Source organism: Candidatus Hydrogenedentota bacterium (genome assembly GCA_012523015.1).
Taxonomy (GTDB): Bacteria; Hydrogenedentota; Hydrogenedentia; order Hydrogenedentales; family CAITNO01; genus JAAYBJ01.
Genome location: JAAYJI010000145.1, coordinates 1 through 24,640, shown reverse-complemented (window position 1 = coordinate 24,640; position 24,640 = coordinate 1). Strand labels below are relative to the sequence as shown.

Below are 24,640 nucleotides of genomic sequence, written 5' to 3'. Positions count from 1 at the left end.
CCAATATAATCATATAGAATCGGTGTTGGTGTGTCAAGATTTTAACCCATAAATATACCTTTCCCCCTGCTTCACCTAAAGGTCAAGGAAAAGAGCAAGGGCGGCGTATGAGACGCTGGGGGCAGGATAGGTTAAGAGAGAGGATCCGGCGCGGTTAATGCAGTGTTTTGGTATCGTCCGGCTTTGCTGCAGATATAGCGCCGCAAGTCCCGTGCATCCCGCAATGGCTGCACTTCTTTTCCGGGCGGTCAAGCATATCACGGTCCGGGGGAAGGTGGTCTGCCTTGCGTGCCCAGCGCTGGATCAATACCCAAAGTCCTAAGACTGGAAACAGGATCGCGACAGCAAGGGCAACATGAGAAAAGTAAGTGACCATGACATCATCCGCCTAAGCCGGCAAAGCCCATAAAGGCAAGGGACAAGATCCCCGCAAGGATCAAGGTGATGGCAGCACCTTGTGCGATGTCGGGTACATCGGCAAGTTCCAATTTTTCGCGCATCCCTGCCATGATCACCAACGCCAACGTAAATCCTGCGCCGGCACCGACGGCATAAACGAGACATTGCACAAAGTTATAGCCCTTTTGGGTCTGGAACAACGCAAGGCCGAGAATGGCGCAGTTTGTCGTGATGAGGGGCAAGAAGATGCCGAGGGCACGAAAGAGTCCGGGGCTATATTTCTTGATCACCATTTCGACCAGCTGCACGGCAGCGGCGATAACCGCAATATAACAAATGAGGGTCAGGTAGGGTGCGCCCACATAATTCAAGACAATATTGATGCCATAGGCACAAATGGAACTGACGATGAGCACGAAGGTGACCGCAATGCCCATACGTGTTGCTGTTTCTTTTTTCGAGGATACGCCGAGAAAGGCGCATATGCCTGGAAACATAATCAACACAAAGTTGTTTACGATTACGGTAGCAATAAAAATTCAAGGAAGAGATTCTGTATTCATAGCACAGCTTTCCTAGATAGCGGCTGTCTTTACTTGCCGCGCTTCACGCCATTTACGCAGCCAAGCAAAGAGAATTAATTCAAGACCCAGCACAAAGAATCCGCCCGGAGGCAGGATCATAATGGACCAAGGCGCAAAATGTTCGCCAAAGAGCGAGATTTCAAAAGGCGTATCCATCAACAGGGTGCCGTTTCCGAGCACTTCACGGATGACCCCCAAACAGAGCAGGGCAAAAGTAAATCCGAGCCCCATGCCGATGGCATCCAACATGGAGCGTACAGGCCCGTTCTTCGATGCGAAAGCTTCAGCACGGCCCAAAATAATGCAGTTAACCACGATCAATTGAATGAAAGCGCCCAGACTGTCATAAAGGTTCAGGCTGATGGATTGGATCGCATAATCGACCATGGTCACGAAGGTGGCGATGATGATGATGAAACTGGCAATACGAACTTGTTTCGGGATGAAATTGCGCAGCAAGGAAATGAGCAGTCCCGACATGACCAACACAAAAAGTACTGATACGCCCATGGCAAAACAGTTAATGACTTTATTGGTCACCGCCAGTGTGGGACAGGTGCCCAGCAACATGACGAAGACGGGATTTTCCTGCCATACACCACGAAGAAAAACATCCATGGATGCAGCCGGTTTGGATTGTTCATTCACAGTTAATTCTCCTGCAATTCGCTCAGATGGTGTTGAATAACGGGAAGTTTCAGTCGCGTGCTGGAATCGATAGCCTGAAAAACTGATTTCGAAGAGATGGTCGCTCCGGAAATACCTTCTATCTGACCACGGCCGCCGCCCTGCCCTGGTTTAGCAAAGGAAAGGGGTACTTCAAGGGCGGAGGCATCCTCATTCAAGGTCACATCCAGCTGTCTGAAATTCGCGATGAAATTCTCGTCTGTCTTGATCTTATCGCCCAGACCGGGGGTTTCTTTACACAACAACACTTTCATGCCCACAACCCGTTCTTTGTCGGGCAAATATCCATAAAGAAAACGAATCTCACCGCTGTAACCGTTGCCATCGACGGCTTCCAACGCCACGCCGATAAGTCTTCCCGTTTCGTCATAGCCCGCATAGGCGGTAAAGGGAACTTCCCCGATCCGTTCATCGGTTCCGATGAATTCAAGAATTTTTTGTTCCGTTGCGCCGGGCAGCAGTTCAAATACCGCTTCGCGGACGCGCTCCTCAAAATTATGTTCGATGCGGTCTTTCGTGAGCTGAAATACCAATGAAAGCAGACATCCGGATAAGAGTGCCAACCCGCCCAGTGTACGAAACATCGGGAAGCTGCTGTCGGAATCAGGCGGAGTGACCGGCGCATCGACTGCTTGAAGCTGTGTCGTCATATCCTGAAAAGGCCTTTCTTTTTAATACCATAGGTGGCAGGCTGCGTAATATCGGTAATCAAAGGTGACAGCGCATTACCCAGCAAAATTGCAAACATCACACCCTCAGGCAGCGCTCCCTTTAGGCGGATCACCGTCGTGGCAACACCAATAAAAGCGCCATAGATCCACACGCCCAGGGAGGTCATGGGCGAAGCGACCATGTCTGACGCCATAAAAACCGCGCCAAAGAGCAGCCCGCCGGAGAAGAGCATGAAAACGGGATCAGGATAGGCGCTGCGATCTGTAAGCCACAACGCGCCGCTCACGAAGAAGACGGCTCCTAACATGCCGGCAGGAATGCGCCAATTCATCATGTTGCGCCAGATGAGGTAAGCGCCGCCCAGCAAAATCAGCCATGAGGCAGTTTCGCCGGTAGATCCCGAGACCATGCCCGAGAAGAGATTCCACGTAGATTCAAATTCGGGTACATCGGCAAACTTCCACATGGACAAGGGTGTCGCGCCGGACCAACCGTCAATGCCCGCGGAGGATAAAGCGTTCGCCACGTAGCTCTTCACGGCATCAGCATTGGGCTCCATAAAGGGAGCAGACAACGTGGAAGGGATGAGATGTAAAAAGCGGCCGGGTAAGCCCGACGGCGTCCACGTCGTGATTGCAACGGGAAAAGAAATTTGGAGGAAGGCGCGCCCCACCAGTGCAGGGTTAAAACAATTGTATCCTAAGCCGCCGAAAAGCGCTTTGGTGATAATCACGCCGAAAATACCGCCCAAGGCACCCATCCATAAGGGCGTACCGGGAGGCAGGGTCAGACCAAGAATCAATCCCGTGATGGTGGCACTCCAATCATGGATCGTGGTCGGTTTCTTCGCAAGCTTACAACTAACATGCTCAGCGGCAACAGCAGATAAGGTCGTTGTCACCAGCAGCAGAAAGGCGCTCATTCCAAAAGCCCACACCGCAAAAAACGTGACCGGCATCAACGCCAATACGACGTTGAACATGATGTTCGGAACACTTTCGGGGCCTTTGATGTGCGGGGACGTTCCTATTTCTAATACATGCGTATGAGATGCGGGACTCATTTCGCTGCGCTCCTTTCTCTGAGCATCGCCTTGCCAATACGGAAATACTGTACCAACGGAATGTTTGACGGACAGACATAAGAACAGCAGCCGCATTCAATACAGTCGTACAGATGGTACGATTCCGCCTTCTCCTCATGTCGGGAGTTGCGCGCAAGCAACCCCATGTCAGAGGGATTTAAAAACACGGGACAGGCATCCACACAGCGGGCGCAGCGGATGCAGGGATAGACATTCAACCGACCCGTACGAATTTCGTCATCACGCAACACAAGCAAGCCTGACGTGCCTTTGGTCAAGGGCACGTCCAAGGAGGCGACGCTGGTACCCATCATGGGACCGCCGTTAATAATCTTGCGCGCATCGGGACGAATGCCGACAAATTCCATAATGTGCCGCAACGGTGTGCCCAGCGGAACCATATAGTTGCCGGGCCGTTCGACACCACCCCCTGCCACGGTAATCACGCGCTCAATCAGACCGCGTCCTGAGGGCAGCAGTTCACCCAATTGCGCGAGGGTAGCCACGTTAAAACAAGCCATGCCCACATCACTAGGCAGGCCGCCTGAGGGCACTTCACGGCCCAGCAGCGCCGTACTCAGCATTTTCTCTGCGCCCTGAGGATACTTCGTCGCCAAGCTGCATACCGTGATCGGCGCACCCTCGGGCACAGCCGCCATCATGGCATCAACGGCAGCAGGCTTATTATTTTCAATGGCGATGATGGCTTTGGGCGCTTTAGTCGCTTTCATGGCAATCTGGATGCCTGCGATAATTTGGTTCGCCTGCTCCATCATGACCCTATAGTCTGTGGTGAGATAGGGTTCACATTCACAGCCGTTCACAACGACCGCCTCAATCTTTCGGCCTGCAGGCACTTTCATTTTCACATGGGTGGGGAATGCAGCTCCGCCCAGTCCGACCGCTCCCGTATTTTGAACCGCCTCTACCAAAGCATCCCCTTCCAGACTGTCTATATCTTGGAAGCTGCCGCGCACGCTTTCCGGATCTTGATCCGGGTCACGTATGATTTCGATGGCAGGGGATAATTCGCCCCGTGGGTTCAAGGCAAGGTCTACCGACTTCACTTGACCGGCAATAGGCGCGTGCATCGGCACCGAAACAAAGCCGCCCGCTTCGGCGATCATTTCGCCGCGCGCCACGTCTTGTCTTTTTTTTACAATCGCCTTGGCTGGCGCGCCCGTATGCTGAGACAACAACACAATCACTTTGTCGGGCCACGGGATACGTATGACCTCAGCGCTTGCGGTCTCTTTACATTCGGGAGGATGAACACCATGTCGGAAAGTAGGCATACAAGTACTCATGATAAGGCTGCCTCCGCCTGTTGTTTAGACTGTGTTTTCTCTGCCTCCACCGTGCACGCCATGCCGCGCGCCTCCAATGCTTTCGCGCCGTAGGTGACGCCGCCGCCTAATTCGAGCCAGCAGATGGCGCCGCTGGGGCAGCGTTGAATGGCATCTCGTGTAGCCGCTTCGTTTTTATCGTAGTCGATGCGAGGCAAATTTTGGTTCATGGTAATGACTTCAGGCAGCGTCCGCGCGCAAAGACCGCAGCCGATGCAGGCGACCCGGCACGCTTCCTTCGCATCTTTACCGCGCATCTGCGTGGAGCATGCCACAAAAAGTTGATGTTCGACGGGATGGATGGAATACAGATGCTTGGGACATTCAACAACACAATTACCGCAGGCGGTGCATTTCTTTTCATCGACAACGGGCAAATTATTTTCGTTCATGTGGATCGCATCGAATGGACAAACGCGTATACAATCGCCATAGCCCAGACATCCGTAAGTGCAGGCTTTACCGCCGCCCGCTATAAGCGCAGCAGCGCGGCAGCTTTCTCGGCCTTCATAGTGGGCAAAACGTTTGGCGATGCCGTCACCGCCGGCACAGGCAAGGCGTGCTACCCGTTTGACCCCTTCGCCTGCCTCAACACCAAGATAGGAGGCGATGCTTTCAATGCCGTCTGCTGTGTTCACCGTGCATAAGGCGGGCTGTGCCGTACCGGTGACCAAGGCCTCTGCAAAGGCGCGGCATCCGGCAAAACCGCAGGCGCCGCAATTTGCACCGGGAAGCAGTTCTTCAACCCCATCAATACGGGGATCTTCAAAGACATAGAGTTTCCGGTTGGCAATGGCCAGCAGCCCGGAAAGTAATACGCCGAGGGCGAGCATTACCCCTCCGGCAATCAATAATCCTGTCATAAATGGAATACTCCTGTTTCGAAAGGAGGGAAAGTGAATGGATTACTACAGTGTTTGCTTGGGTTATAAGTACTATACACCTTCACCGCAACGCTAATCAAAGCTTACTTAAACACGCAGGTAAATGCATAAGTCTCATCACGAACTATAGAAGGAAACAGGTCAATAGTAATCCTTCACTCGGTAACCACAAACCACACGGCCGCCCTAGTTTTGAACTATAAAGTATTTTTGTATAATTGCCTCGTGGTTGTGTTTGCTATCACTGAAAACCTCGAAGACATTTATTCTTCAGGCGAACGAGTGAAGCCCCTTTCTCAAAATATACTTTTACTTTAACAGTTATCCTTTGTATCCTATAGGAAGTAGCCGCCGTTCCATAAATGCTATTTCCCATATAAACAATCGCAGGTTCAAGGTATTTTTATAAATTATCTTTTCGGATGGCGGGGAATATCACACGGGGATTGACACAAGGATGAGTGTCACTATGGGATGTGAGATTAGTATCCCGCTCCCATGGCGTCTACTTCACGGTCGATACGATCTTTATTCGCCCACTCGGAGCCGCGTTCGCGCCAGAAGGACAGGGCGCTTTTGGCTTGCGGTGTAGGCGCACGCATATCAACCACCGTAGGCGACACAAAGATAAGTAAGCTCGTTACTTCTGCATCTGACTTGCGGCTTCGGAAGGGAATGCCCAGCAAAGGCACTTTCCCCAAAATCGGGATACGCCGTTCCGATTGACGGACGACACGGCTGGATAAACCACCGACAACTAAGGTTGTGCCGTCAGGTACAAAGACCGTGCCCGTCTGTGAGCGCGAGGAAAAGACAGGCAAATCGATGCCTCGTATATTATCGATACGGGCCGTATCAGAGACTTCCAATTCTGCAATATCAAGTTTGACGTAATTATTGGGCATGACCGTGGGGATCAGACTTAAATTAACGCCAATATCACGCCACGCCACTTTGAGCGTCGGAGTCACGCCCGCGTAAGTCACATCTTGATAGGGAACCTGTCCGCCAGCCTTGATGGTAGCGGAAAGACCGTTCGCCACAATGAGTTCCGGTTTGGAAATCAAATCTAACTCAACACTCTGCTCCATAGCATGGAAGAGTCCGTCAATGGTTCCTCTATCCCCATCAATGACACTGAACTCTAAGCCAACGCCGTGTTTTGTTTGCAGACCTGTTGCCGGATTTCCATCCAAATCGGGGCGCATGGGCGTATCGAAAAGTTCCGTATTGGGATAGGGCATGGTCACCGTGGCGAAACGTTCCGAAGCGTTCATGGTGCTGAGATTGATACTCTGCACGCTGCCCGATTGTTCTTCGCCTCTTACAAAGCGGTTAAAAGTCATATTGGCGCCAAGGTTGCGCAGCCCTTGTTCATTGGTTTCGCTGATCCAAACTTTTACCTGTACTTGGCGCACATCGGCGGGTCCGGTTGGGGCGGGCGGTGCTTCTTCAGCGGGCGGCGGCGCTTCTTCAGCCGGTGCTGCAGCTTCTTCAGCCAAAGAGCGCAAGGGCAGAAAAGCTAAGAATAGCACGGTGAAAATCAACATAAGCCGGGCGAGACGTTCATATAGGTTCATTAGTCACGTCCTCCCAAAATATTTTCCACACTGTCACCACGACCCCCTAGTGAATCAAGAATAGTATCCACAAAACGCCCGCTCCGTTTGGGCCGGATGATGTCTTCGTCTTCTTCCACTTCTTCATCATCCTCATGGTAGAGATCATGGGCTTGGGTGATTGTATAGGCTTTACGCCACAGATCGGCTTTCACCATAAACACCAATTCGCGGCGTGATTCTCGTTGGTTACGATTTCCCAAGGCTGAGGAGAGCGGCACTTTGGGGGTTTCCGTAAAAGGGGATAGTTGTTCCACGACGTTATTGACGATGTTTTCACTTTGTGTCAGCCAAGGCAGCGTCGACACATTCTTATTTTTGGTGTTGCGATACAAGCCGCCCAACAACAACACCTGATCCTGACGCACCCACACGGTCGTATCAATACTGCGAGAAATAAACTCAGGCACGGTAATTGCATTGGAAGATTGGGTAAAGAGCGTTCCCGTCGGTGTTCGATCATCCAAGGCGACCGTAATACGTTCGCCTTCCTCGTTAATTTCCGCAATCAACTGCAATTGGATAAACACATCATCTTGCGTTGCCGGATCGCCATCATCATCCACGACCTGCAGCGCGTTCACAGTCAAGGTAACACCGGTTGCGCGGAATGCAGTGGTCTGTGTCGTGGTCGCCCCTACGACGACCGTGTTTTCATAGGACACATCCTGCGTGGTTTTAATGACCGTTGGAGTCTCTACCCCCACAGGCACCATTACTTTGGGCTGGGAAAGAATGAAGGCGCGGTTTTGATCGACCAGTGCCTGCAGCACCACTTCAAAATCACCATAATAGCCGCTCAAGCGATCGAGAAAAACGGTGACCCCGCCGGTCGAGAGATTCGGAAAGGCGGTGGAAGCCGCCGTAATAATCCCTTTGCCGGTGGATACAATACCGTAGGGACGCGGCTCAACACGATGCCGAAAATAAGAGCTTAATCCGAATTCTTTACCAGCGGAGGTCTGGAATTCAATAATCTTGACGGCAACGTTGACTTGTTGTTCTTGGGCGACAGCCCCGACAACGCAAGCCAGCAACACCGGCACTATGTACCACGCTGTTTTCATGTTAAACCCAAGTTATTTTGCTTAGCGTTGAAAACTTCCCACACACTCATGGCGGGAAATATTATAAATATTATCAAAGGAACTAAATTGTGCACTAAAAGCGCGGACTTCACCGGGGCGCAAGGATCCCAGCACAACGGTCTTTGTATCGAAGACCATTTGTCCCAAACCATAAATGGTAACAACAACGCGCACGTCATTCAAAGGACGGGTACCTTGGTTGACCGCCTGACCGGTCACATTATAATAACGCTCCGACGCGGTGGCGGGCCATGTCTCAAATCGTCCGCTGCGGAAAGAGGAGACATTATAAATCTTCAACGGTTCCGCTTCCCGATATTGGCGCTCCACCTCTTCGGGAGTCAACACCACCAACTGACCCGTTTCATCCCGCTGTATCCGCTGCCGTACCACGACATCTGATTCTAATTTCGGCCAACGCCGCAAGAGTTCGGTATAGACGGCTCCGGCTTCTTGGTAGCTGCCAAGGGACCATAATAATTCTGCCAGCTCCAAGCGCGGTACCATATTATCCGGTTCCTCCGCTATGGCAGCTTCCAAGGCGGCTATCTGTGCTTCTTGTTCGGTCGGCGTCGCCTGTGCCGCTGTATCGGTCATTTTCCCGATCAGCGCCTGACTGCTTTCCACATAGTCACCTTGCGGCGCAAGATCCAAATATTCTTGAATACAGCGGAGGGCATCAGAATAAGCGCCCAGATTAAAATACGCATCGCCGAGATGGTAGCGGGCTTCCACGCCTGCACTCGACCCCGGGTACTTGCTGATAATCTGCGTGAGCCGGGGAATGGCGGTGGAATACTCACCTGCTTTCATCATACGCTTAGCCGCGCTCAGTTCACGGGAGGCACCGGCGGGAGAAGTCATATAAGACGCATCGCTGCTCAACGAAAGGGTATCGGCACGGGCGGGCAATGGGATCAGTCCCAACATAAAGCCAAAGAGCAGCGCGACAAAGCAACGCCTTATCCTAAAAAAATACGCCCTCTGCATTGCAGGGAAAAGAGAACATCGTGCTGTCATGCGAAAAGAGTTTCCTAATGGGATAATTTGGTTAGAACCAAGTCGGTAATATCATCCGTAGCAATGGACGGTTCCAAACCCTCCAGGTACCCTTTCCAGACAATAAGATCATAGTCTGTTTCACCGCCAACTTCGCCAATCGCTTTCACAGCCATTTCATTGGCCTTGTTGATGTGAATCCAATACTTGGCCGAGTCTTTTTCGGCTTTTTGGGCAACCTTATATTCTTCCGTAGCTGAAACCAAGACAAAATAATCAACTGACCCGGGTTTCTCAAATTTATTAGCACTGCCCCAAAAAATCTTTTGCTCGTCCACTGCTTCCGGAGGCACTGACATAGATTCTGCCACAGCGGAGGCAGCAAACGCAACCAATAGCACGATTTGCACCAGCAAGCCACGGGAAAAAACCAGGCTATACCGTGTTTGTAACATCATTACTCCCCGATTCGGTCGACACTATCCCCGGCTGTTTTCGGTTGCCCGTAACAGCCAAGCTTACAGACACCCCCTAAAGCTCGTATCGACCGCATCAAATTATCCTTAAAAAAACTGCCGATCATCGGCACTCCTATAGTATACCAACAAGGAGGCTCTTTGTTTCTACCTGCGAAAATCTGTATTTTCGCTACACTATATTATAAGTAGTATACGTTAAGAAGGCATAAAGTTTCAGGAAAAAGTGCCCGCTGCCATCGCTCTATTTTTCCGATCCCTAGCCGTTTCGCGTCGCTTCAGTATTCACACCGTTAAATCCCTTTATTACATATGGTTATAACATATACCCATAAGTCATCATCCGCAACGATAAGTTTTCCGCAATATTATTTTTAGAGATCGACACGCATTCTCTGCTTTTTACCTCGGAAAAGTCTCTTCAAGACAAGAGAAAATAGGGCGTGGGCAGTCCTAAACTTTTTTCACATCGAAAGGAAGGGCGAATGGACGTGTCAAAAAGCTGCGTATTCCCAAAACCACCAAAAGGAATAAACCCAAAAGAGAAAAGATCACACCGATATAAAAAGCTAAGGGGATGTAATAAAAACTGACTTCATGTTTGCCCGCCGATAAAGCAATGCCGCGAAACAATCCGTTGACCCGCAAGACCGGCACTGATTTCCCGTCCACGTAGGCGCGCCATCCTCGAGCGTAGGAATCACTCAACACCAAAATACCCGATTCCCGCGTTTCCACGGTCATAGATACCTTTTCCGGCTGATCCGCCACCAAGCGCAGTTCGGGACGGGATGCAGATCCTGTCGCGGCTCCGTCGGCGAGGGGCATCCGCTCCGGAAGCACTTGCACAAGATGGCTGAGCGCTGTATCAGCGGGTACGATAACACATTTTTGCCGGCTGTTGAATTCCGGCGCGCCCATGACCTCAAGCGCAGCGTTGCCGTCCAACGCAAGTTGCCACGACTGCGCCCAACTGATACGGGGCAATACATCTTCATTCGCAAAGACATGAATATCGCCGTAGACTCCTCGGGGCCGGAGCCTGGTGATGGGCAGCGCTTTTTGGATGGAGTCCCGCTCTCCGATTACGGCAACAGATCGAACAGCCATGACATTTAACAATCCGGCAAGGGAAGCTTTTGTTGCGGACAAGTCGCTGCTGTCCAGAACGGCTTGCCAGAGTTGCTGCTCTTTTGTCAGCGGCAAGCCCAGCGCATTGATCATGGACAAGTGTGCGAGCATACCCATATTGGGATGCAAGCGTGGAGAGCCGCTGAGGGGAAAAACCATACACCGATCGTCCAAGGTTGTTTCATGAAGACGGTTTGCAAGGGCGTCGTCCAATGCGCGCGCTGTGGACGGCACAAAAAAAGGATGAATCTGATAATGAACCATGGTCGTGTTGAGATCGACAAACTGGAAACACAACAAGAGCATGCCGCTCAAGGCGGCCGCCCAATTGCGCCTAAAGAGGGCGAAGAAGAGTACCGCGCCCGGTACAGGCAAGATACGACCCCGCATGTGTGCCGGTGCCAATATAAAAAGAATGCCGATCAATAAGAGCACTAACAGAAGGGGCGCCCATAATCGCGGGGTGAAATCGCGTCGCCGCGGCATGAACAGACGATCCGCCCCCAGCGCGGTCAACACACAACCGGCAAAAGCGGCGGGATACGCCAATGCGGAGACGAATCCCGGGGCGGGCCGGTCTGCCGTACCCCAAATAAAGATTAGCAGCCAGACACCGACAGGGATACCGAAGAAGAAAAACCGTTCCCATCGCTGCACCCCATGAAAAAAGGCGATCGGCGCCAAGAGCAGTGCGCCCATGCCAAAATAAGCAATGGGCACGCCTCGTTCACTGTGGGCTTCCAACAATTGCGCCAAAAAACCTTTCACGTTAAAAGGGATCTCGGAAGCCAGATCGAAACGGGTCAAAAAATGAAGGGGTTCTGCTAAATCTCTGATCCACACGAAGGTGGGCACCCATTGCACAGCGGTCAAGAGAAGCCCTAAAAAGGCCATGATAAATAAACCGCGCAGACGTGCCCAGAGATAACGCTTGGGCTTTGAGTCGGTCTCTTCCGTGTCGGGATGACCAAAGAGCAACGCCGTTAGCCCTAAACCGTAGGCAAGACTCAGCGCTGTCACATTGATTAAAAAAGATCCGGACAATCCGATAAAGGCGCTGATAAGACTTCCCCACCAAATAAGAGCGGGCCGTGGTTGATGCAACGTATACTCTCGGATCAACAAACACAAAAGAGGCAGCCAAACCAAGGCGGGTACATAGGCAGAATGGGACATGACCGAGGTAGTCGCGCCGCAGCACATATAGGTTACGCCGCCCAATGCTGCCGAAACATAGCGGAGTCCCATGGACCGCAAATAGAGCGTAAAGAAAAAACCCATCAAGGACAGGGCAATAAAGGCATGCAGTACCATGGCACGGGAAGACTCGAAAAACAAAAAGAGCAAGTTTAAAGGTTGTGCCAGTGCATTACGAGGATCGGCGAAAAATGGGATACCGCAGAGCTGCTCATTATTCCATAAAGGCAAATCCCCCTTCGCAAGCCGCTCATAGCCATAACTCAGGCGGGGATAAACTTCACGAACGAGTCGTTGATTTTCGCCGGACAGGGTGGTACTCGTGCTGTCGCGGGATTCGACGTTAATCCAGAATACCGGGCTGCACAAAATAAAAAGGAGCGCCGCAAAAAAAAGCGGTACCGGCGAAAAACGTTGATGCGGCGTCTGAAGAAAAGATTTCACAGCGGTACTTATTTTCCCCGTCGAAGCTTCGTACGAGACAAAGTCCGACCCGATACTATTTTGGAGTCGCTGCCGCGGCTAAAGTCTGCTTCCATCCCGGATAGAGACGGGCGACAGTAACGATTGCTGTAAATCCTATCACGGAGTGGCGAATCTAGTCCACTTCACATGAAACTTATAGATAAAAAACGAGCGGAACCATGGTAGGGGAAGGGGAGGGGAGGAAGTGGGGGAGGGGATACCTGCCATGGTTCCGCATTTACCTGATTCAGAGTTCTTCCGACTCAGGACCTCTCAAACCTGCACATAATGTACAGGGCGAGTCAAAAGGCCAACTTAAAAACTCTAAATGGGGAGGATTCAATTGTGTGTTCTATTGTGTGTTCTATTGTAAATAACAACTGCCGGGGAGAAAACATTCCGTCAGGTTATTTTTTTTTTCAACTTTCACCTATAAAACGTGTTTGTTACCGTTTCTGGTTGACAAGTCATAAATTCAACTTTTTTTGCCGCCATCTATTCCCAACCCAACTGTACCATATTTTTATGGAAAAAGGGGGCAGGATAAAAAGATTGCCGACACCTCTAGGGGCTGAAAGTCTAAGGAGATTCAATTGTTTCGTATCATCAAAGTCTAGCTATTTTACAATCGACCAGGACTTTTGTCACAAGTATTTTGTAAATAGTCTTCGACGTGGCATTCCTCAACCAGCCGCAACGAAGTTAATCGCTTTTTTTGATCGATTGTTACAAAATCCTGTACACTCAATTTTAATGTTGATAGAGCCCTTTGGTTCTTCCTTTATGAATCGAAAGCGCATGTTACCCTTGTAAAAACACCATTATTTTGAATGGACAGACGCTGCTTGAAGATCGTACCTCGATCTTTTAGGAATTGGGTCTGTTAATAAAGGAACGATTATGATGAAATCTAAAGGAACGCGCCCACCCCTCCAATCGCAGCTGTTTTGGGGGATCTGTTTAGTGGTGGCCATGCTGAGCGCCACGATCTCCGCCGTCGCTGAAGTGCCCGCAGTGGCGGCTGTTATGGATGACTTGACCGTGAAATTATCGGTTGGTCGGGACATGAAAGCCATGGCCGCACTGACTAATGAAACCATTCTGGACACCATGACCGATGAACAGCGCCAATTGCTCGGCACCGAATACTGGACCTTTGATGTGAATGTTCCGGTCGTGGTTTCTGTCATGCGTGATACGAAACAGGAAACGCCGCCTTTCTGGCTCGAAGATCAGGGCTTTCTCAAAACCGCGCTCAGCGCCCGCAATGAAATGTACACCTATGAAGTGTGGCAAAAATCCTTCCCCGCCGGCCGTGTCGGACTGGGCGTTAATGGATTTGACCGTCATCGCCCCCACTATTTTGTGAGTGTCGGCGCGCAAACCCAAGGCGTGCAGCCGGAAGTATCCAACATCGTCCCCTTCACCCACAACCCTTTCCTATTCACCAAAGGCGCTCCTATTTATATGGATTGGCCGGATCTGGTAGTGGAAGAGGTGTCTGCGCCGCTCGAAGGTCAGGTACTGCTACCGACCATACGCGGCAGGGCGCGTGAAGCCGAACTTATCGGCGTCTTCCGTGAAACCCACCGTGCAGCGACAGCATTCCCCGATCTGCCCGTGTTGACTTGGAGTGATGATCCCCAAACGACGCAAACCATTCAATGGCGCACGTCGCTGGACGGCGACAGAGACTCTGCCCTGCAGTACCGCGTCAAGGATGATACGGAAGGCAGTTGGATCCAAGCCAAGGGTTCCTATGTTGAATTGTATGCCCGCAATATCGTGAATGATTCCCGAGTCCTTTGGCACACCGCCACCTTGGAAGGACTTGAGCCCGGAACCGTCTATGCCTACGCGTTGGGAAAGGGCAATCCCGAAACGGATGCCCTCCTCGTGTCTGAATTTCGCACCGCCCCGAAAGAATCTGACGAGATTACCTTCTTATGGATGAGCGACAATCACAGACGCCCGGAACGTGCCGCTGTGTTATCGGCCGCTTGGGAAAAACATCCCAAAGCAGACTTCCTCGTCATCTCCGGCGATCATGTCGGCACCGGTCAGCACCGCGAAGATTGGGACATGACCTTCAGCCTCTTCTCCGCCTTTTTGAGGGAACGGCCCCTCATGTCCTGTATCGGCAATCATGACGCCATTGACGGCTTGGGTTCCGGCTTGTACCGCACCCTGCTCCGTTACCCCGACAATGGCCCCGAAGGTCTGCTTCGCGGTCAAAGCTACAGCTTTACCTATGGCGATCTTTTTATGGTTTCTCTAGACGTGACTGAAGAAATTGATGTTCAGACTGCATGGTTAGAGCAAACACTCCGTGAGAATGAAGAGGCACGCTGGAAAGTTGCTGTATTTCATTTCCCGCCTTATGCTTTAGAAAGAGAGTATCCTGAAATCGAAGAATTATGGGTGCCCCTCTTCGACAAATACCACGTGGATCTTGCACTGACCGGCCATGTACATCATTATTTGCGCACCTACCCCATGAACGGTGGTAAAGTGGTCGACTCCCCGCAAGACGGTACCATTTATCTGATTTCCGTATCTATTGACGGACGCCCTGAATCAGGGTCTGCCCCCGATTATGCTGAGGTGGTCAATCGCGACGGTTTCGCCACCTGCACCGCTTTTACCGTGTCCCATTTCCATCTTATCTTTAATGTATACAAAGCAGATGGAACCGTGTACGACAGTCTGATGATGACAAAATAGAAGGCAATAGTGCAAATAGAAGTGCACGCAACCGAGCTAAATAAAGGCTGCATGGGTATGAAATCCTTGCAGCCTTTTTTATATTCGGTCTAAGTGTCGAGAACAATCCCTCGGAAACGAACTATAGACCGCAGTAAAAGTCTTTGCAACATAGGCTGTTTTTTCCTGCATACCCGGAACGTGTATACTTTCTGACGATAATTAACGTTATGGATATACGCTTAATTATCCAAACAGTACAGGAATGTGACAATGCCTCCCAGACGAAGTTCTATTTCATCCGTATCTATTATTCAAATTATCGCCATGGTGGTGTTAGTGCTAATTGCCGTAATCGGCTTAAGTTTCATGTTTGCGCCGCGCAAACCTGCACCACCGCCTACGTCGCGCATCAGCTATGAAGCCCGGCCGAAGAAAAGCGAAGGTCAGATCATCACCGCTATGCCGGAATACACGGTTTCAGAAACGGAGCCCATGCCGGCGGTCACCGTTACAGAAGTCCCGGAAACAGCGGCAATCGAAGAAGAACCTCCGCTTGATTTGGAAATCAGCGGTGTCGTCTTAAAAGCGGCGGATCAAACTGCCATTGCGAATGCACGCATTTTCGTAGAGCGTAAACCTGATGCCAACGATAGGATCGTTCTGGCGTCAATGGATAGAGTGCAACGGCGTCGTATGGCGATGCAATTCCGAGAACGGCAAAGCGGCTCCAGCGACGAAAAAGGAACCTTCACCGTGAACGTGACCCGGGCAGGGGTCTATGAAGTGACGATTCAGGCGCCGGGCTATATTCCATTTGTGGGCGATACGGCACCGGTCGATGAAGAACAAACGAGCTATCATCTGGAAGCGCGGCTATCATCGGGGGCGAGTATCTCGGGCCGTGTCACAGAAGCGGGCAGCAGCAATGGCGCGGCCGGCGTGACGGTTCGTGTGGAATCCGTTGGCGACCCTTCCGGTGTTACGGATAGTGACGGCAATTATACGGTGGAAGGCTTGCCTACCGGCGAACTGAGCGTAGCCGTAGATTTGCGCGAGTCCGCCTATATGGCGGGACATGCCCTGCCCTTCCAGAAAGTATCCATCAAACGGGCCGATGAACGCATCAAAAACATCAACTTTGAAGTGGAAGCGGCAGGCGTTGTTTGGGGTCATGTGCTAACCATGGATAATCGACCCATTGAATCGGCTAACGTCCTTCTCAGCTCCGGAGAAAGCATGTTCTCCCAGGCGTTGAGCACCATCGCGAAAGAAGCGCGTCCCATTATGGATATGACCGATTCAGAAGGCTATTACGAACTGCTCGGCGTTCCTTTTGGACAAGAATGGCGTCTGCACGCCTCTTCAGACAAAGAAGCGCCACAGCTGAGCGATCCCTTCTTGTTGACCCCCTCTCAACGCAACGTCAAAATTGATATCTTCCTCTTTTCCGGAACCAATGTTTCCGGTCAGGTAACCACCGAAAAAAATCAAGCCGTACCGGGAGCCCAAATCATTTGCATTCCCGGCTATGGCAGTTTCTTCCGAAGCATGACTTCCGCCCAAGCCTTTAGAAATGCCACCTCCGACAAGGACGGCAACTTCCTAATCGAAGAACTTCCTGCCGGTGAATATCAAATTTTCGCGCAAAAAGAAGGCTACAAAGTGTCGCCCTTAGGCACTCCCATTTATCCCGACGGTTACAGTGACCTCCAAGGGGTCAAGGTTATATTAAGCAATATCGAAGAGGGTTCTTTCGCTGTCTATGGACAGGCGGTGGACGATCGCGGCGCCGGCGTGGACGGCGTCAATATACGCCTTGCCGGCGTGACGATGGGCGGATTTCAGGGCTTTGAACTGACAACGACCACTGCCAACAACGGTAAGTTCCGCTTTGACAGCGTCGGCTCAGGACAATACAGCATTGTGGCGGAAAAAGACGGCTATTCCCCCACCACCGTGCGCCGTGTACGCTTGAATGACGAGACCCGTATCCTCATGCGTCAGACGGCTGTGGTGCGCGGACGCGTCCTCGCCAAAGGTCGAAGCGAAGCCTTGGAAAGCTATGAAGTCGCCGCGTATCCCTTGTCGGAAAACACGGGCGCCGTCAATGTGATGGGGATGATGTCCCAAAATATCCGTTCCGAACAATTTTATGCGCCTGACGGCAGCTATGAATTAAGTATTAACGCGGGCACCTATCGGCTGGAAGCGACTGCATCCGGCTATACGCCTGCGCGCACTGAGATCAAAGTGGAGGCGGGCGAAATTCTCGACGGTATCGATCTGATCCTTTCCGATGAAGGCAGCGTCATTGCGGGAAGTGTGTACGCCAATGACGGCGGCGATATTGCGGGCACACGGGTGACACTGCTCGAAGCCTCGTCGCCTGCAGAAGCCTTGATGATGCTTGCTTCCAATGCCGTTCCCGATAACCAAATTCAACGAACAGGCAGCGACGGCGTCTTTTCTTTCGACAGTCTGCCCGAAGGCGATTACGTTATCGTTGCAGAACATCCCGGCTACCCCACCTCACAAAGCGAATTGATTGTTGTTGGTGTGGGCGATCGTCAAGAAAATATACGGATACGTTTCGGTTCGGGCGGCGCTATTGAAGGCTATGTCTACAGTGAGGGGCGTGCCATGTCTGAAGCGGTCATCTTGGTCGTAGGCAATGGCGTCACCCAGAATGTCACTACAGACCAAAGCGGCTACTATTATCTTGACGGCCTTGCCTCAGGCGAATACCAAGCCATGGTCACCGACATCAGCTCCGGCGATCTGACCAGCATCTATGACGCGCGAGGCGTGCAATTGACCGTGGAAGAGGGCGTCGCAACGCGCTACGATTTCGGGACCCAAGAAGGCGGCCGCATTGAAGGGCAGTGCATCCCCGGCCCCGTCAATCTGCTCGGCGGACGGGTCGTTCTCGTACGCCCGGGCATGTCGCAAGCGCCCTTGGGCGAAACGGTGGACGTTACCCAACTGCTGGGTCAAAGCGTGGGGATCAACCCCGCCGGAAGCTTCCTCATGGAAGATGTGATGCCCGGCGAATGGCAGCTGGACATCTTTTATTTCGAGATGGGCATTGGCAACCCCTTAGAAGTGCGTTATGTGCATAGTGAATTCATTAACGTGGAGCAGGGAGAAGTGCTTCCGCTCGTGTTAAATGTTAACTACTAAAATGTTACGGGCTGACGGATTCCGTCTGCTACAACACCGGGAATAATAACCGTTGACACCAGTAATATCCCTATCTGATTTATGTGTGTCCTATCGTGATGTGCGTGCTCTGGATGGCGTCACCCTCGAATTGAAAAGTGGCGCCACAGGGCTGCTCGGTCCGAATGGCGCGGGCAAAAGTACGCTTATAAAAACCTTGCTCGGCTTTGTGCGCGCAGAAAAGGGGCGCATACGCGTCTTCGATATGGAGATGCCGGAGCAGGCGATCAATATCCGGCATCGGCTCGGCTATATGCCTGAACGCGAGATATCCAGCCCCAAGGTAAGCGCCGTTTCCTTCTTGCGATACTGCGGCCGCATCTTTGGAATGAGCCATGTGGACGCCCTCGAACGTGCCCATGAAGTGCTGAACTATGTTAAGCTGGGCGACAGCCGTTACCGCACAATGGAGAGTTATTCAACGGGCATGCTGCAGCGTGTAAAACTTGCGCAAGCCATTTTGCACGATCCAAAACTCTTGCTCTTCGATGAGCCCACCAACGGACTCGATCCCGATGGGCGCATTGAAATCTTGAACCTGATTAAAGACATCAGTAAACGACCGGGCATATCGGTGGTAGTATCCTCTCACCTGCTGCCCGATGTACAACATGTCTGCAAACATCTGATCGTGATCAACAAAGGGCGCGTGGTTCAGCAAGGTGACATTGAAAGCTTGACGGGACCGCAAGCCAACCGCTATGAGCTTCGTTTCCGCGACAATGACGCCGCGTGCGTGGCGGCATTGCAGGGGCTGGGCATGCACTGTGAGCGTATTCCCCCCGGCAATACCTGGCTCGTTCAATGCCGTGATAACGGCGATATACAACAGCTTTTCAAAACAGCGGCAGACTGTTCCTCGCAAATTCGACATTTTCAGCCTGCCCGCCATAGCCTCGAATCGGTCTTTTTGCAGGCCGTTGGAAAGGACTGATCCGTGCCGATTTATGCTAACACCTTTCGGGAATATGAAGGGCGGCCCCGCAAACATTTTCGATGGCTGGTCGTTATCGAACAGGAATTGAGGACCCTCGCGAAATTTCGTATTTTCAAACTCCTCTATCTCATTGCCTGCCTCCATGTGATTATACGCCTGCTCCAGATTGTGGGCTATGATGTGCTTGCCCAAGATCCGAATAATCCGCTGCAGCTGGTTTTCTCCAATATTGCCGCCATCGAAATTAAAGCAACAACCTTCTTCGGCTTCCTATACTTGCAGACCTCCATCATGTTCATTATTCTGCTCTACAGCGGCGCAGGCATGATCTGCAACGACGTACGCAACAACCTGATGGAAATTTATTTTTCTAAACCGCTGACTTGGGTAGATTATGCGTTGGGCAAGATTTTGACTCTCGTACTGCTCGGCTTATCCATCACCGCACTGCCGGGAATCTTTTTGGTGCTGCTCCATAATCTGTTGCTGCCGGGACTTGAAACCCTGCAGGCGAGCTGGTGGTGGCCGCTGTCCATTTTAGCCTATTCCCTCTTAATCGTAATCCCGACCGCCTTGTGTGTATTGGCGTGTTCCGCTGTGCTGCCCACACAAAACTATGCGACCATCACCATCATCATGGCGCTAGTGGCAGATTCCAGCTTTTCAGGTCTTCTCGCGACGCTGCTGCGCCAACGCAACTTTTTGGCCGTCTCTTTCCCCCTGACGCTGCGCCGTGTGGGAGAGGTGCTCTTTAATGAACACCGAAATCTTTTCACCCTGCCCTGGTATTGGTCCTTCCTTTTCGTTGTCACAGTTTGTCTGCTGGCCTTGCTTATTTTATTGCGGCGGCTGCGCCGAGAGGAGTTGGCGTGATGACCGCGTTAATTGAAGCCCATGAACTTTCAAAATGGTTCGGCGAAGTAGTCGCTGTAAACAATCTTAACCTCTCCATCAAGCCGGGGATCACCGGCTTGCTCGGACCTAATGGCGCGGGAAAAAGCACCTTTATTAAACTCGCATTGGGACTCTATGCGCCAAGCCGCGGCAGTATAAAGCTCTTTGGAGAAAAGCCGCGCAACAATATCGGTGTCATGCGCCAAGTAAGTTATTGTCCGGAAACAGACTATTTCTTTGAAAACTCGACCGGCTATGAATTCGTGTTCTGGCTGAACCGCTATTGGGGCATGAATCGTAAAAAGGCCCATGAAGCCGCCTACAATGCACTGGAAATGGCGCGCATGACCGAGCGCATGCACGATGCCATCAGCAGTTATAGTAAAGGCATGCGTCAGCGAATCAAAATTGCACAAGCCTTGGCGTCGGCACCAAAATTATTGTTTCTCGATGAACCCATGAACGGGCTCGATCCCCGGGGACGCGAAGAGATGGTCATGTTGATCCAATCCCTTGCCGATGCGGGGCTGTCCGTAATCGTGTCCAGCCATATCCTCTATGAAATAGAACGGATCACCGACAACATCGTGTTGATCTATCGGGGCAATTTATTGGCGCAAGGGCAACTGAGCGAAATCCGTAGGCTCATCGACCAATACCCCCACTCTATCCGCGTCACTACCGGCAATCCCCGTGGCTTGTCCGAACCTTTCACCGCCCTTCCGGAAGTGACGGGACTGGAATTTGAAAACGACGCCTTTACCATTCATACTCGAGAACTGAACAGCTGTTACGAACTCTTGAATCAGATGGCCTGTGAGGATGCTTCCCGCATCCAAGGCATCAGCTGTTCTGATGATAACTTACAATCTATATTTGATTATTTGACCCGATAGTGTCATGGACGTATAGGATCCTTTTATGAAGACTGACGATCATATTCCGGAACAAGGACTGCCCGGCAACGAAGCATCGGGATCATTGAACGGAAACGCTGTCCTTACCCTGCCAACGTGGTTGACATCACAGCAACAACCCCACCATGGCGGGTATTTCACCGTAATGGGCGCATCCTGCGGCCATGCCCTTCAGATTTTGTTTCGCCGCCGCCGCCTTGCGATGGCCGCCTTGATTGCCTTTCTTCCCGTGTTGATCCCCATCGCCATGTCCTATTTGGCTCTGGGCAATTATTCTGAATTGGGCGATAACGTTTTTGTCCGCCTCGCCGAAGATCTTTTTATCAATGTGTTTACGCCCTTATTAGCACTGTTCTTCGCCGGCATGTTGGTGGCGGAAGATATTGAAATGCGCACCATGATCTATATTCTGGTTCGGCCCACGGCCCGTTCCGCTTGGGTATTCGGTAGATTTATCGCCTTCATGATTGTTGCCTCCGCCATCTTGTTGTGCGCCTGCGCCTTGACCTTTGCCGCGTCCACCCTCCACGCAAATCTTGAACTGACGCGCATAACAGATCTGACACTCCTGTTCCACTATATGGGCGTCATTGTCCTTGCCTTACTCGCTTACGGTTCCCTATCCGTCTTTCTCGGAACCTTTTCGAAGCGGCCCATTGTCTATGGTGTCATCTTTTTCTACGGCTGGCAATACGCAGCGACTCTTATTCCCGGTCTGATCGACTTCTTTACTGTCAGAAAATATATTGATACTTTGCTGCCCATCATGGCAACCCAACGAAACGTGACCGAAATACAGACAGCCTTGGGTACCTTTCAGCGCGAAGTCTTTTTAGTCAGTGCAGGCAAGGCACTGCTTATTTTGTTTATAATTACAGCAATCGCTTTGGGAAGCACCATCATAGCTGTGCAAAAACGCGAGTATGCGGCAGATCGTGCGGCAGGCGGTTAAGAAGCTCGGCTTTTCTAAGCTTGTCTTCTTCATTCCTGCTGCCGCAATAAAAGAGTTACGAATGACCACCATGGCGGGAACGGACAAATGCGCTCTATCGCCTTTCTCCGCTCCAAGAAGAAGGACTTGCCTATGAGCATCGAACTTCCTCGGTTGAAATCGTACAAGCGCATGAAAGAAATCATGACCATGTACTACATGGGCGCGAAAATGGGCGAAGGCACCGATCAAAAAATGGCGTGGATTACCAGCGGCGCTCCTGTCGAATTCCTCTATGCCGCCGACATTACGCCGCTCTACCCCGAAAACCATGCGGCTATGTGCGGCGCCACACGAATGGCGAACATCCTTTGCGGCGCAGCGGAAGATGCGGGATTTTCACAAGACCTGTGTTCCTATGCGCGCACCGATATTGGCGCGATCCTCACCGGAACAAGCCCTATAGGCGGCCTCCCAAAACCTGATTTGCTCGTCTGCTGCAACAATATTTGCGGAACCGTCGCCAAATGGTATCAAGAATTGCAGCGCCATTTCAGCGTGCCTCTTCTTTACATTGACGCGCCCTATCAATATGACCTTCAAGACACGGATCATGGGCTGCGCTATATGAGAGCTCAGCTGGAAGCGTATATTGAGGGTATTGTTGCGGTAACGGGTAAGCCCTTCGATCAAGAACGCTTCTACGAGTGTGTGCGCTTATCGGAAATGGCTGCTGATCTCTGGCGTGACATTCAGGAATTGCTTGCCCATAAACCTGCGCCCATGAATTCTTTCGATACTTTTATTCATCTTGCGCCCATTGTCACCCTGCGCGGCACCCAACTGTGCATAGACTATTATGAAGAATTGAAGGCGGAGGTGGAAGATCGGGTCCGCAACAATATCGCAGCCATCCCCGGCGAACAGTTCCGGCTCGGCTGGGACAACCTCGCGATTTGGCATCATATCAATCCGCTTTCGCTAAAATTTGCCGAACAAGGAGCCGCCTTAGTGGTCTCCACTTATCCTGAAAACTTTTGTTATCGCGGTCCTTTGCAAGATCCGAATGACCAACTCCTTTCCTATGCATCTACCTATTTGGGCGGGTATATCAACCACGGATTAGATTATCGGGAAAATGACTTGGTTGCCATGGTCAAAAAATATAGTCTTGACGGTTTTGTTATGCATTCGAACCGAAGCTGCCGCGCCTATTCTTTCGGACAATATGAACTGGCACGCCGTCTCGAAGAGCGCTACGGAATTCCCACGCTCATGCTGGAAGCAGACATGAACGATTCGCGCAGCTGGTCCGACGAACAGGTGAATACGCGCATCGATGCCTTCCTCGAGACGCTCACCGTTCGCAAGCAGGATTAATACATCCTGCCTAGAGAGGTAAGCCGCCAGACTTCTGACGCAGTATCGCCCATTGACATCCCGTCCTTAACCCCAAGAAACAGTGTGGACAGGACGGTTCCTTTTACCTTTTCAGCATCACGCCGAAGAGAAATTTTATGCTATGATGTATTCAAATAGGATAGTTAAAACGCAGGTCTGCACCTCGTTATTTAATAGAGACCTTCGACCTTAAAGCGGACATAGACAGGCCTAGTTGCCGTGACCGATCAGGTGAAGATCTTGCGCGGGAGAATTCGAAAATGAATATATCCGTTCCGGAACAGTGCTCTCATTGCAAATACCTCTTTTACGATGACGAGACGGCCTTATGTCGAAAACGGCAGGTTCAAAGTTGTGTTCGAGAAAATGACATTCAGAAACTGATCATGGTTCCCGGCCAGTGCATGTTGATCAACCCCAACAACGATTGCAAAGATTTTAAAGCGCCCCTATTTTTGTGTAAGAAATTCCCGCCCAAAACTTGTTGAGTCTTTGCTTGCCCCAAGCCGGAAAGTGGCGGCCTGCCGAAGGTCTTGCGTGCCCGATCCTTGCTTTTTTGTTTCAACATCCTTTTTTTGTTTTTACGGTAGAGGAGATCGCTCATGAAACGATTGCACTTGATTTGTAATGCCCATTTGGATCCCTATTGGATGTGGGAATGGGAAGAAGGAGCAGCGGAAGCCATATCCACTTTCCGTACTGCCGCGGATTTTTGTGAAGACCATGACGGCTTCGTCTTCAATCATAACGAAGTGATTTTATACAAGTGGGTGGCCGAATATGAGCCCGCCCTTTTTGAGCGCATTCAACGGCTGGTCCGCGAGAAGAAATGGCACATCATGGGCGGCTGGTATTTGCAGCCTGATTGCAACATGCCCAGCGGAGAATCCTTTATCCGCCAGATTCTTCTGGGGAAGCGTTATTTCAAAAAACATTTTGATGTGGAGCCGACCACAGCGATCAACTTTGATCCTTTCGGCCATTCCCGAGGATTGGTCCAGATC

Annotated in this window: 20 protein-coding genes and 1 pseudogene; 9 read left to right on the top strand and 12 right to left on the bottom strand. The window is 51.3% G+C overall.

What is annotated here, in order from left to right; genetic code table 11:
- Nucleotides 1–154 precede the first annotated feature (154 nt).
- The 12 genes and pseudogenes from GX117_06250 to GX117_06195 all read right to left on the bottom strand — a co-directional run bounded on the left by GX117_06250 (nt 155) and on the right by GX117_06195 (nt 12,610).
- Nucleotides 155–376 (bottom strand): hypothetical protein, encoded by a 222-nt coding sequence (locus GX117_06250; GenBank protein ID NLO32943.1) that lies wholly within the window; start codon nt 374–376, stop codon nt 155–157.
- 4 nt (nt 377–380) lie between these two features.
- Nucleotides 381–962, bottom strand: a pseudogene (locus GX117_06245) (RnfABCDGE type electron transport complex subunit A).
- A gap of 12 nt (nt 963–974) precedes the next feature.
- A complete protein-coding gene (locus GX117_06240; protein NLO32942.1) occupies nt 975–1,601 on the bottom strand; it encodes an electron transport complex subunit E in 627 nt (208 codons plus the stop codon).
- Nucleotides 1,602–1,633: 32 nt separating this feature from the next.
- Nucleotides 1,634–2,320 carry an FMN-binding protein gene (locus tag GX117_06235; GenBank protein ID NLO32941.1) on the bottom strand — a complete coding sequence of 229 codons (687 nt, stop codon included), beginning with the start codon at nt 2,318–2,320 and terminating at the stop codon, nt 1,634–1,636.
- Nucleotides 2,317–3,405, bottom strand: a complete 1,089-nt coding sequence (locus GX117_06230) for an RnfABCDGE type electron transport complex subunit D (protein ID NLO32940.1) — start codon at nt 3,403–3,405, stop codon at nt 2,317–2,319. The genes GX117_06235 and GX117_06230 overlap by 4 nt, the downstream gene beginning before the upstream one ends.
- Nucleotides 3,402–4,733, bottom strand: a complete 1,332-nt coding sequence (rsxC, locus tag GX117_06225) for an electron transport complex subunit RsxC (protein ID NLO32939.1) — start codon at nt 4,731–4,733, stop codon at nt 3,402–3,404. The genes GX117_06230 and rsxC overlap by 4 nt, the downstream gene beginning before the upstream one ends.
- Nucleotides 4,730–5,635 carry an RnfABCDGE type electron transport complex subunit B gene (locus GX117_06220; protein NLO32938.1) on the bottom strand — a complete coding sequence of 302 codons (906 nt, stop codon included), beginning with the start codon at nt 5,633–5,635 and terminating at the stop codon, nt 4,730–4,732. Before GX117_06220 ends, rsxC begins: the two co-directional genes overlap by 4 nt.
- A 503-nt stretch (nt 5,636–6,138) precedes the next feature.
- A complete protein-coding gene (locus tag GX117_06215) occupies nt 6,139–7,236 on the bottom strand; it encodes a type II and III secretion system protein (GenBank protein ID NLO32937.1) in 1,098 nt (365 codons plus the stop codon).
- Complete coding sequence (locus GX117_06210) at nt 7,236–8,342, bottom strand: type II and III secretion system protein (GenBank protein NLO32936.1); 1,107 nt, start codon at nt 8,340–8,342, stop codon at nt 7,236–7,238. The genes GX117_06215 and GX117_06210 overlap by 1 nt, the downstream gene beginning before the upstream one ends.
- 21 nt (nt 8,343–8,363) lie before the next feature.
- On the bottom strand, nt 8,364–9,383 hold the full coding sequence (locus GX117_06205) for a tetratricopeptide repeat protein (protein ID NLO32935.1): 1,020 nt from the start codon (nt 9,381–9,383) through the stop codon (nt 8,364–8,366).
- Between the two features lie 14 nt (nt 9,384–9,397).
- Nucleotides 9,398–9,820 (bottom strand): hypothetical protein, encoded by a 423-nt coding sequence (locus tag GX117_06200; GenBank protein ID NLO32934.1) that lies wholly within the window; start codon nt 9,818–9,820, stop codon nt 9,398–9,400.
- A 471-nt stretch (nt 9,821–10,291) separates the two neighbouring features.
- Complete coding sequence (locus GX117_06195; GenBank protein ID NLO32933.1) at nt 10,292–12,610, bottom strand: YfhO family protein; 2,319 nt, start codon at nt 12,608–12,610, stop codon at nt 10,292–10,294.
- A 921-nt stretch (nt 12,611–13,531) separates the two neighbouring features.
- Between GX117_06195 and GX117_06190 the strand changes: the two genes are divergently transcribed.
- The 9 genes from GX117_06190 to GX117_06150 all read left to right on the top strand — a co-directional run.
- A complete protein-coding gene (locus GX117_06190) occupies nt 13,532–15,355 on the top strand; it encodes a metallophosphoesterase (protein ID NLO32932.1) in 1,824 nt (607 codons plus the stop codon).
- A 252-nt stretch (nt 15,356–15,607) separates the two neighbouring features.
- On the top strand, nt 15,608–18,517 hold the full coding sequence (locus GX117_06185) for a carboxypeptidase regulatory-like domain-containing protein (protein ID NLO32931.1): 2,910 nt from the start codon (nt 15,608–15,610) through the stop codon (nt 18,515–18,517).
- Between the two features lie 52 nt (nt 18,518–18,569).
- Complete coding sequence (locus GX117_06180; GenBank protein NLO32930.1) at nt 18,570–19,490, top strand: ABC transporter ATP-binding protein; 921 nt, start codon at nt 18,570–18,572, stop codon at nt 19,488–19,490.
- Between the two features lie 3 nt (nt 19,491–19,493).
- The gene (locus tag GX117_06175; protein ID NLO32929.1) at nt 19,494–20,366 is read left to right on the top strand and encodes a hypothetical protein; all 873 of its coding nucleotides are present in this window, start codon (nt 19,494–19,496) and stop codon (nt 20,364–20,366) included.
- Nucleotides 20,366–21,283 (top strand): ABC transporter ATP-binding protein, encoded by a 918-nt coding sequence (locus tag GX117_06170; protein ID NLO32928.1) that lies wholly within the window; start codon nt 20,366–20,368, stop codon nt 21,281–21,283. Before GX117_06175 ends, GX117_06170 begins: the two co-directional genes overlap by 1 nt.
- 25 nt (nt 21,284–21,308) lie before the next feature.
- Entirely contained in the window at nt 21,309–22,256 is a 948-nt protein-coding gene (locus tag GX117_06165; GenBank protein ID NLO32927.1) for a hypothetical protein, read from the top strand.
- Between the two features lie 132 nt (nt 22,257–22,388).
- A complete protein-coding gene (locus GX117_06160; GenBank protein ID NLO32926.1) occupies nt 22,389–23,615 on the top strand; it encodes a 2-hydroxyacyl-CoA dehydratase in 1,227 nt (408 codons plus the stop codon).
- A gap of 281 nt (nt 23,616–23,896) precedes the next feature.
- Nucleotides 23,897–24,124 carry a hypothetical protein gene (locus GX117_06155; GenBank protein ID NLO32925.1) on the top strand — a complete coding sequence of 76 codons (228 nt, stop codon included), beginning with the start codon at nt 23,897–23,899 and terminating at the stop codon, nt 24,122–24,124.
- 114 nt (nt 24,125–24,238) lie between these two features.
- A partial coding sequence (locus tag GX117_06150) for an alpha-mannosidase (GenBank protein NLO32924.1) occupies nt 24,239–24,640 on the top strand: 402 nt, incomplete at its 3' end.

Bases quoted from the DNA above. Each gene is read 5' to 3' on its own strand.
- GX117_06250 (NLO32943.1), bottom strand. From the start codon at position 376: ATGGTCACTTACTTTTCTCATGTTGCCCTTGCTGTCGCGATCCTGTTT.
- GX117_06240 (NLO32942.1), bottom strand. From the start codon at position 1,601: ATGGATGTTTTTCTTCGTGGTGTATGGCAGGAAAATCCCGTCTTCGTC.
- GX117_06235 (NLO32941.1), bottom strand. From the start codon at position 2,320: ATGACGACACAGCTTCAAGCAGTCGATGCGCCGGTCACTCCGCCTGAT.
- GX117_06230 (NLO32940.1), bottom strand. From the start codon at position 3,405: ATGAGTCCCGCATCTCATACGCATGTATTAGAAATAGGAACGTCCCCG.
- rsxC (NLO32939.1), bottom strand. From the start codon at position 4,733: ATGAGTACTTGTATGCCTACTTTCCGACATGGTGTTCATCCTCCCGAA.
- GX117_06220 (NLO32938.1), bottom strand. From the start codon at position 5,635: ATGACAGGATTATTGATTGCCGGAGGGGTAATGCTCGCCCTCGGCGTA.
- GX117_06215 (NLO32937.1), bottom strand. From the start codon at position 7,236: ATGAACCTATATGAACGTCTCGCCCGGCTTATGTTGATTTTCACCGTG.
- GX117_06210 (NLO32936.1), bottom strand. From the start codon at position 8,342: ATGAAAACAGCGTGGTACATAGTGCCGGTGTTGCTGGCTTGCGTTGTC.
- GX117_06205 (NLO32935.1), bottom strand. From the start codon at position 9,383: ATGACAGCACGATGTTCTCTTTTCCCTGCAATGCAGAGGGCGTATTTT.
- GX117_06200 (NLO32934.1), bottom strand. From the start codon at position 9,820: ATGATGTTACAAACACGGTATAGCCTGGTTTTTTCCCGTGGCTTGCTG.
- GX117_06190 (NLO32932.1), top strand. From the start codon at position 13,532: ATGATGAAATCTAAAGGAACGCGCCCACCCCTCCAATCGCAGCTGTTT.
- GX117_06185 (NLO32931.1), top strand. From the start codon at position 15,608: ATGCCTCCCAGACGAAGTTCTATTTCATCCGTATCTATTATTCAAATT.
- GX117_06170 (NLO32928.1), top strand. From the start codon at position 20,366: ATGACCGCGTTAATTGAAGCCCATGAACTTTCAAAATGGTTCGGCGAA.
- GX117_06165 (NLO32927.1), top strand. From the start codon at position 21,309: ATGAAGACTGACGATCATATTCCGGAACAAGGACTGCCCGGCAACGAA.
- GX117_06160 (NLO32926.1), top strand. From the start codon at position 22,389: ATGAGCATCGAACTTCCTCGGTTGAAATCGTACAAGCGCATGAAAGAA.
- GX117_06155 (NLO32925.1), top strand. From the start codon at position 23,897: ATGAATATATCCGTTCCGGAACAGTGCTCTCATTGCAAATACCTCTTT.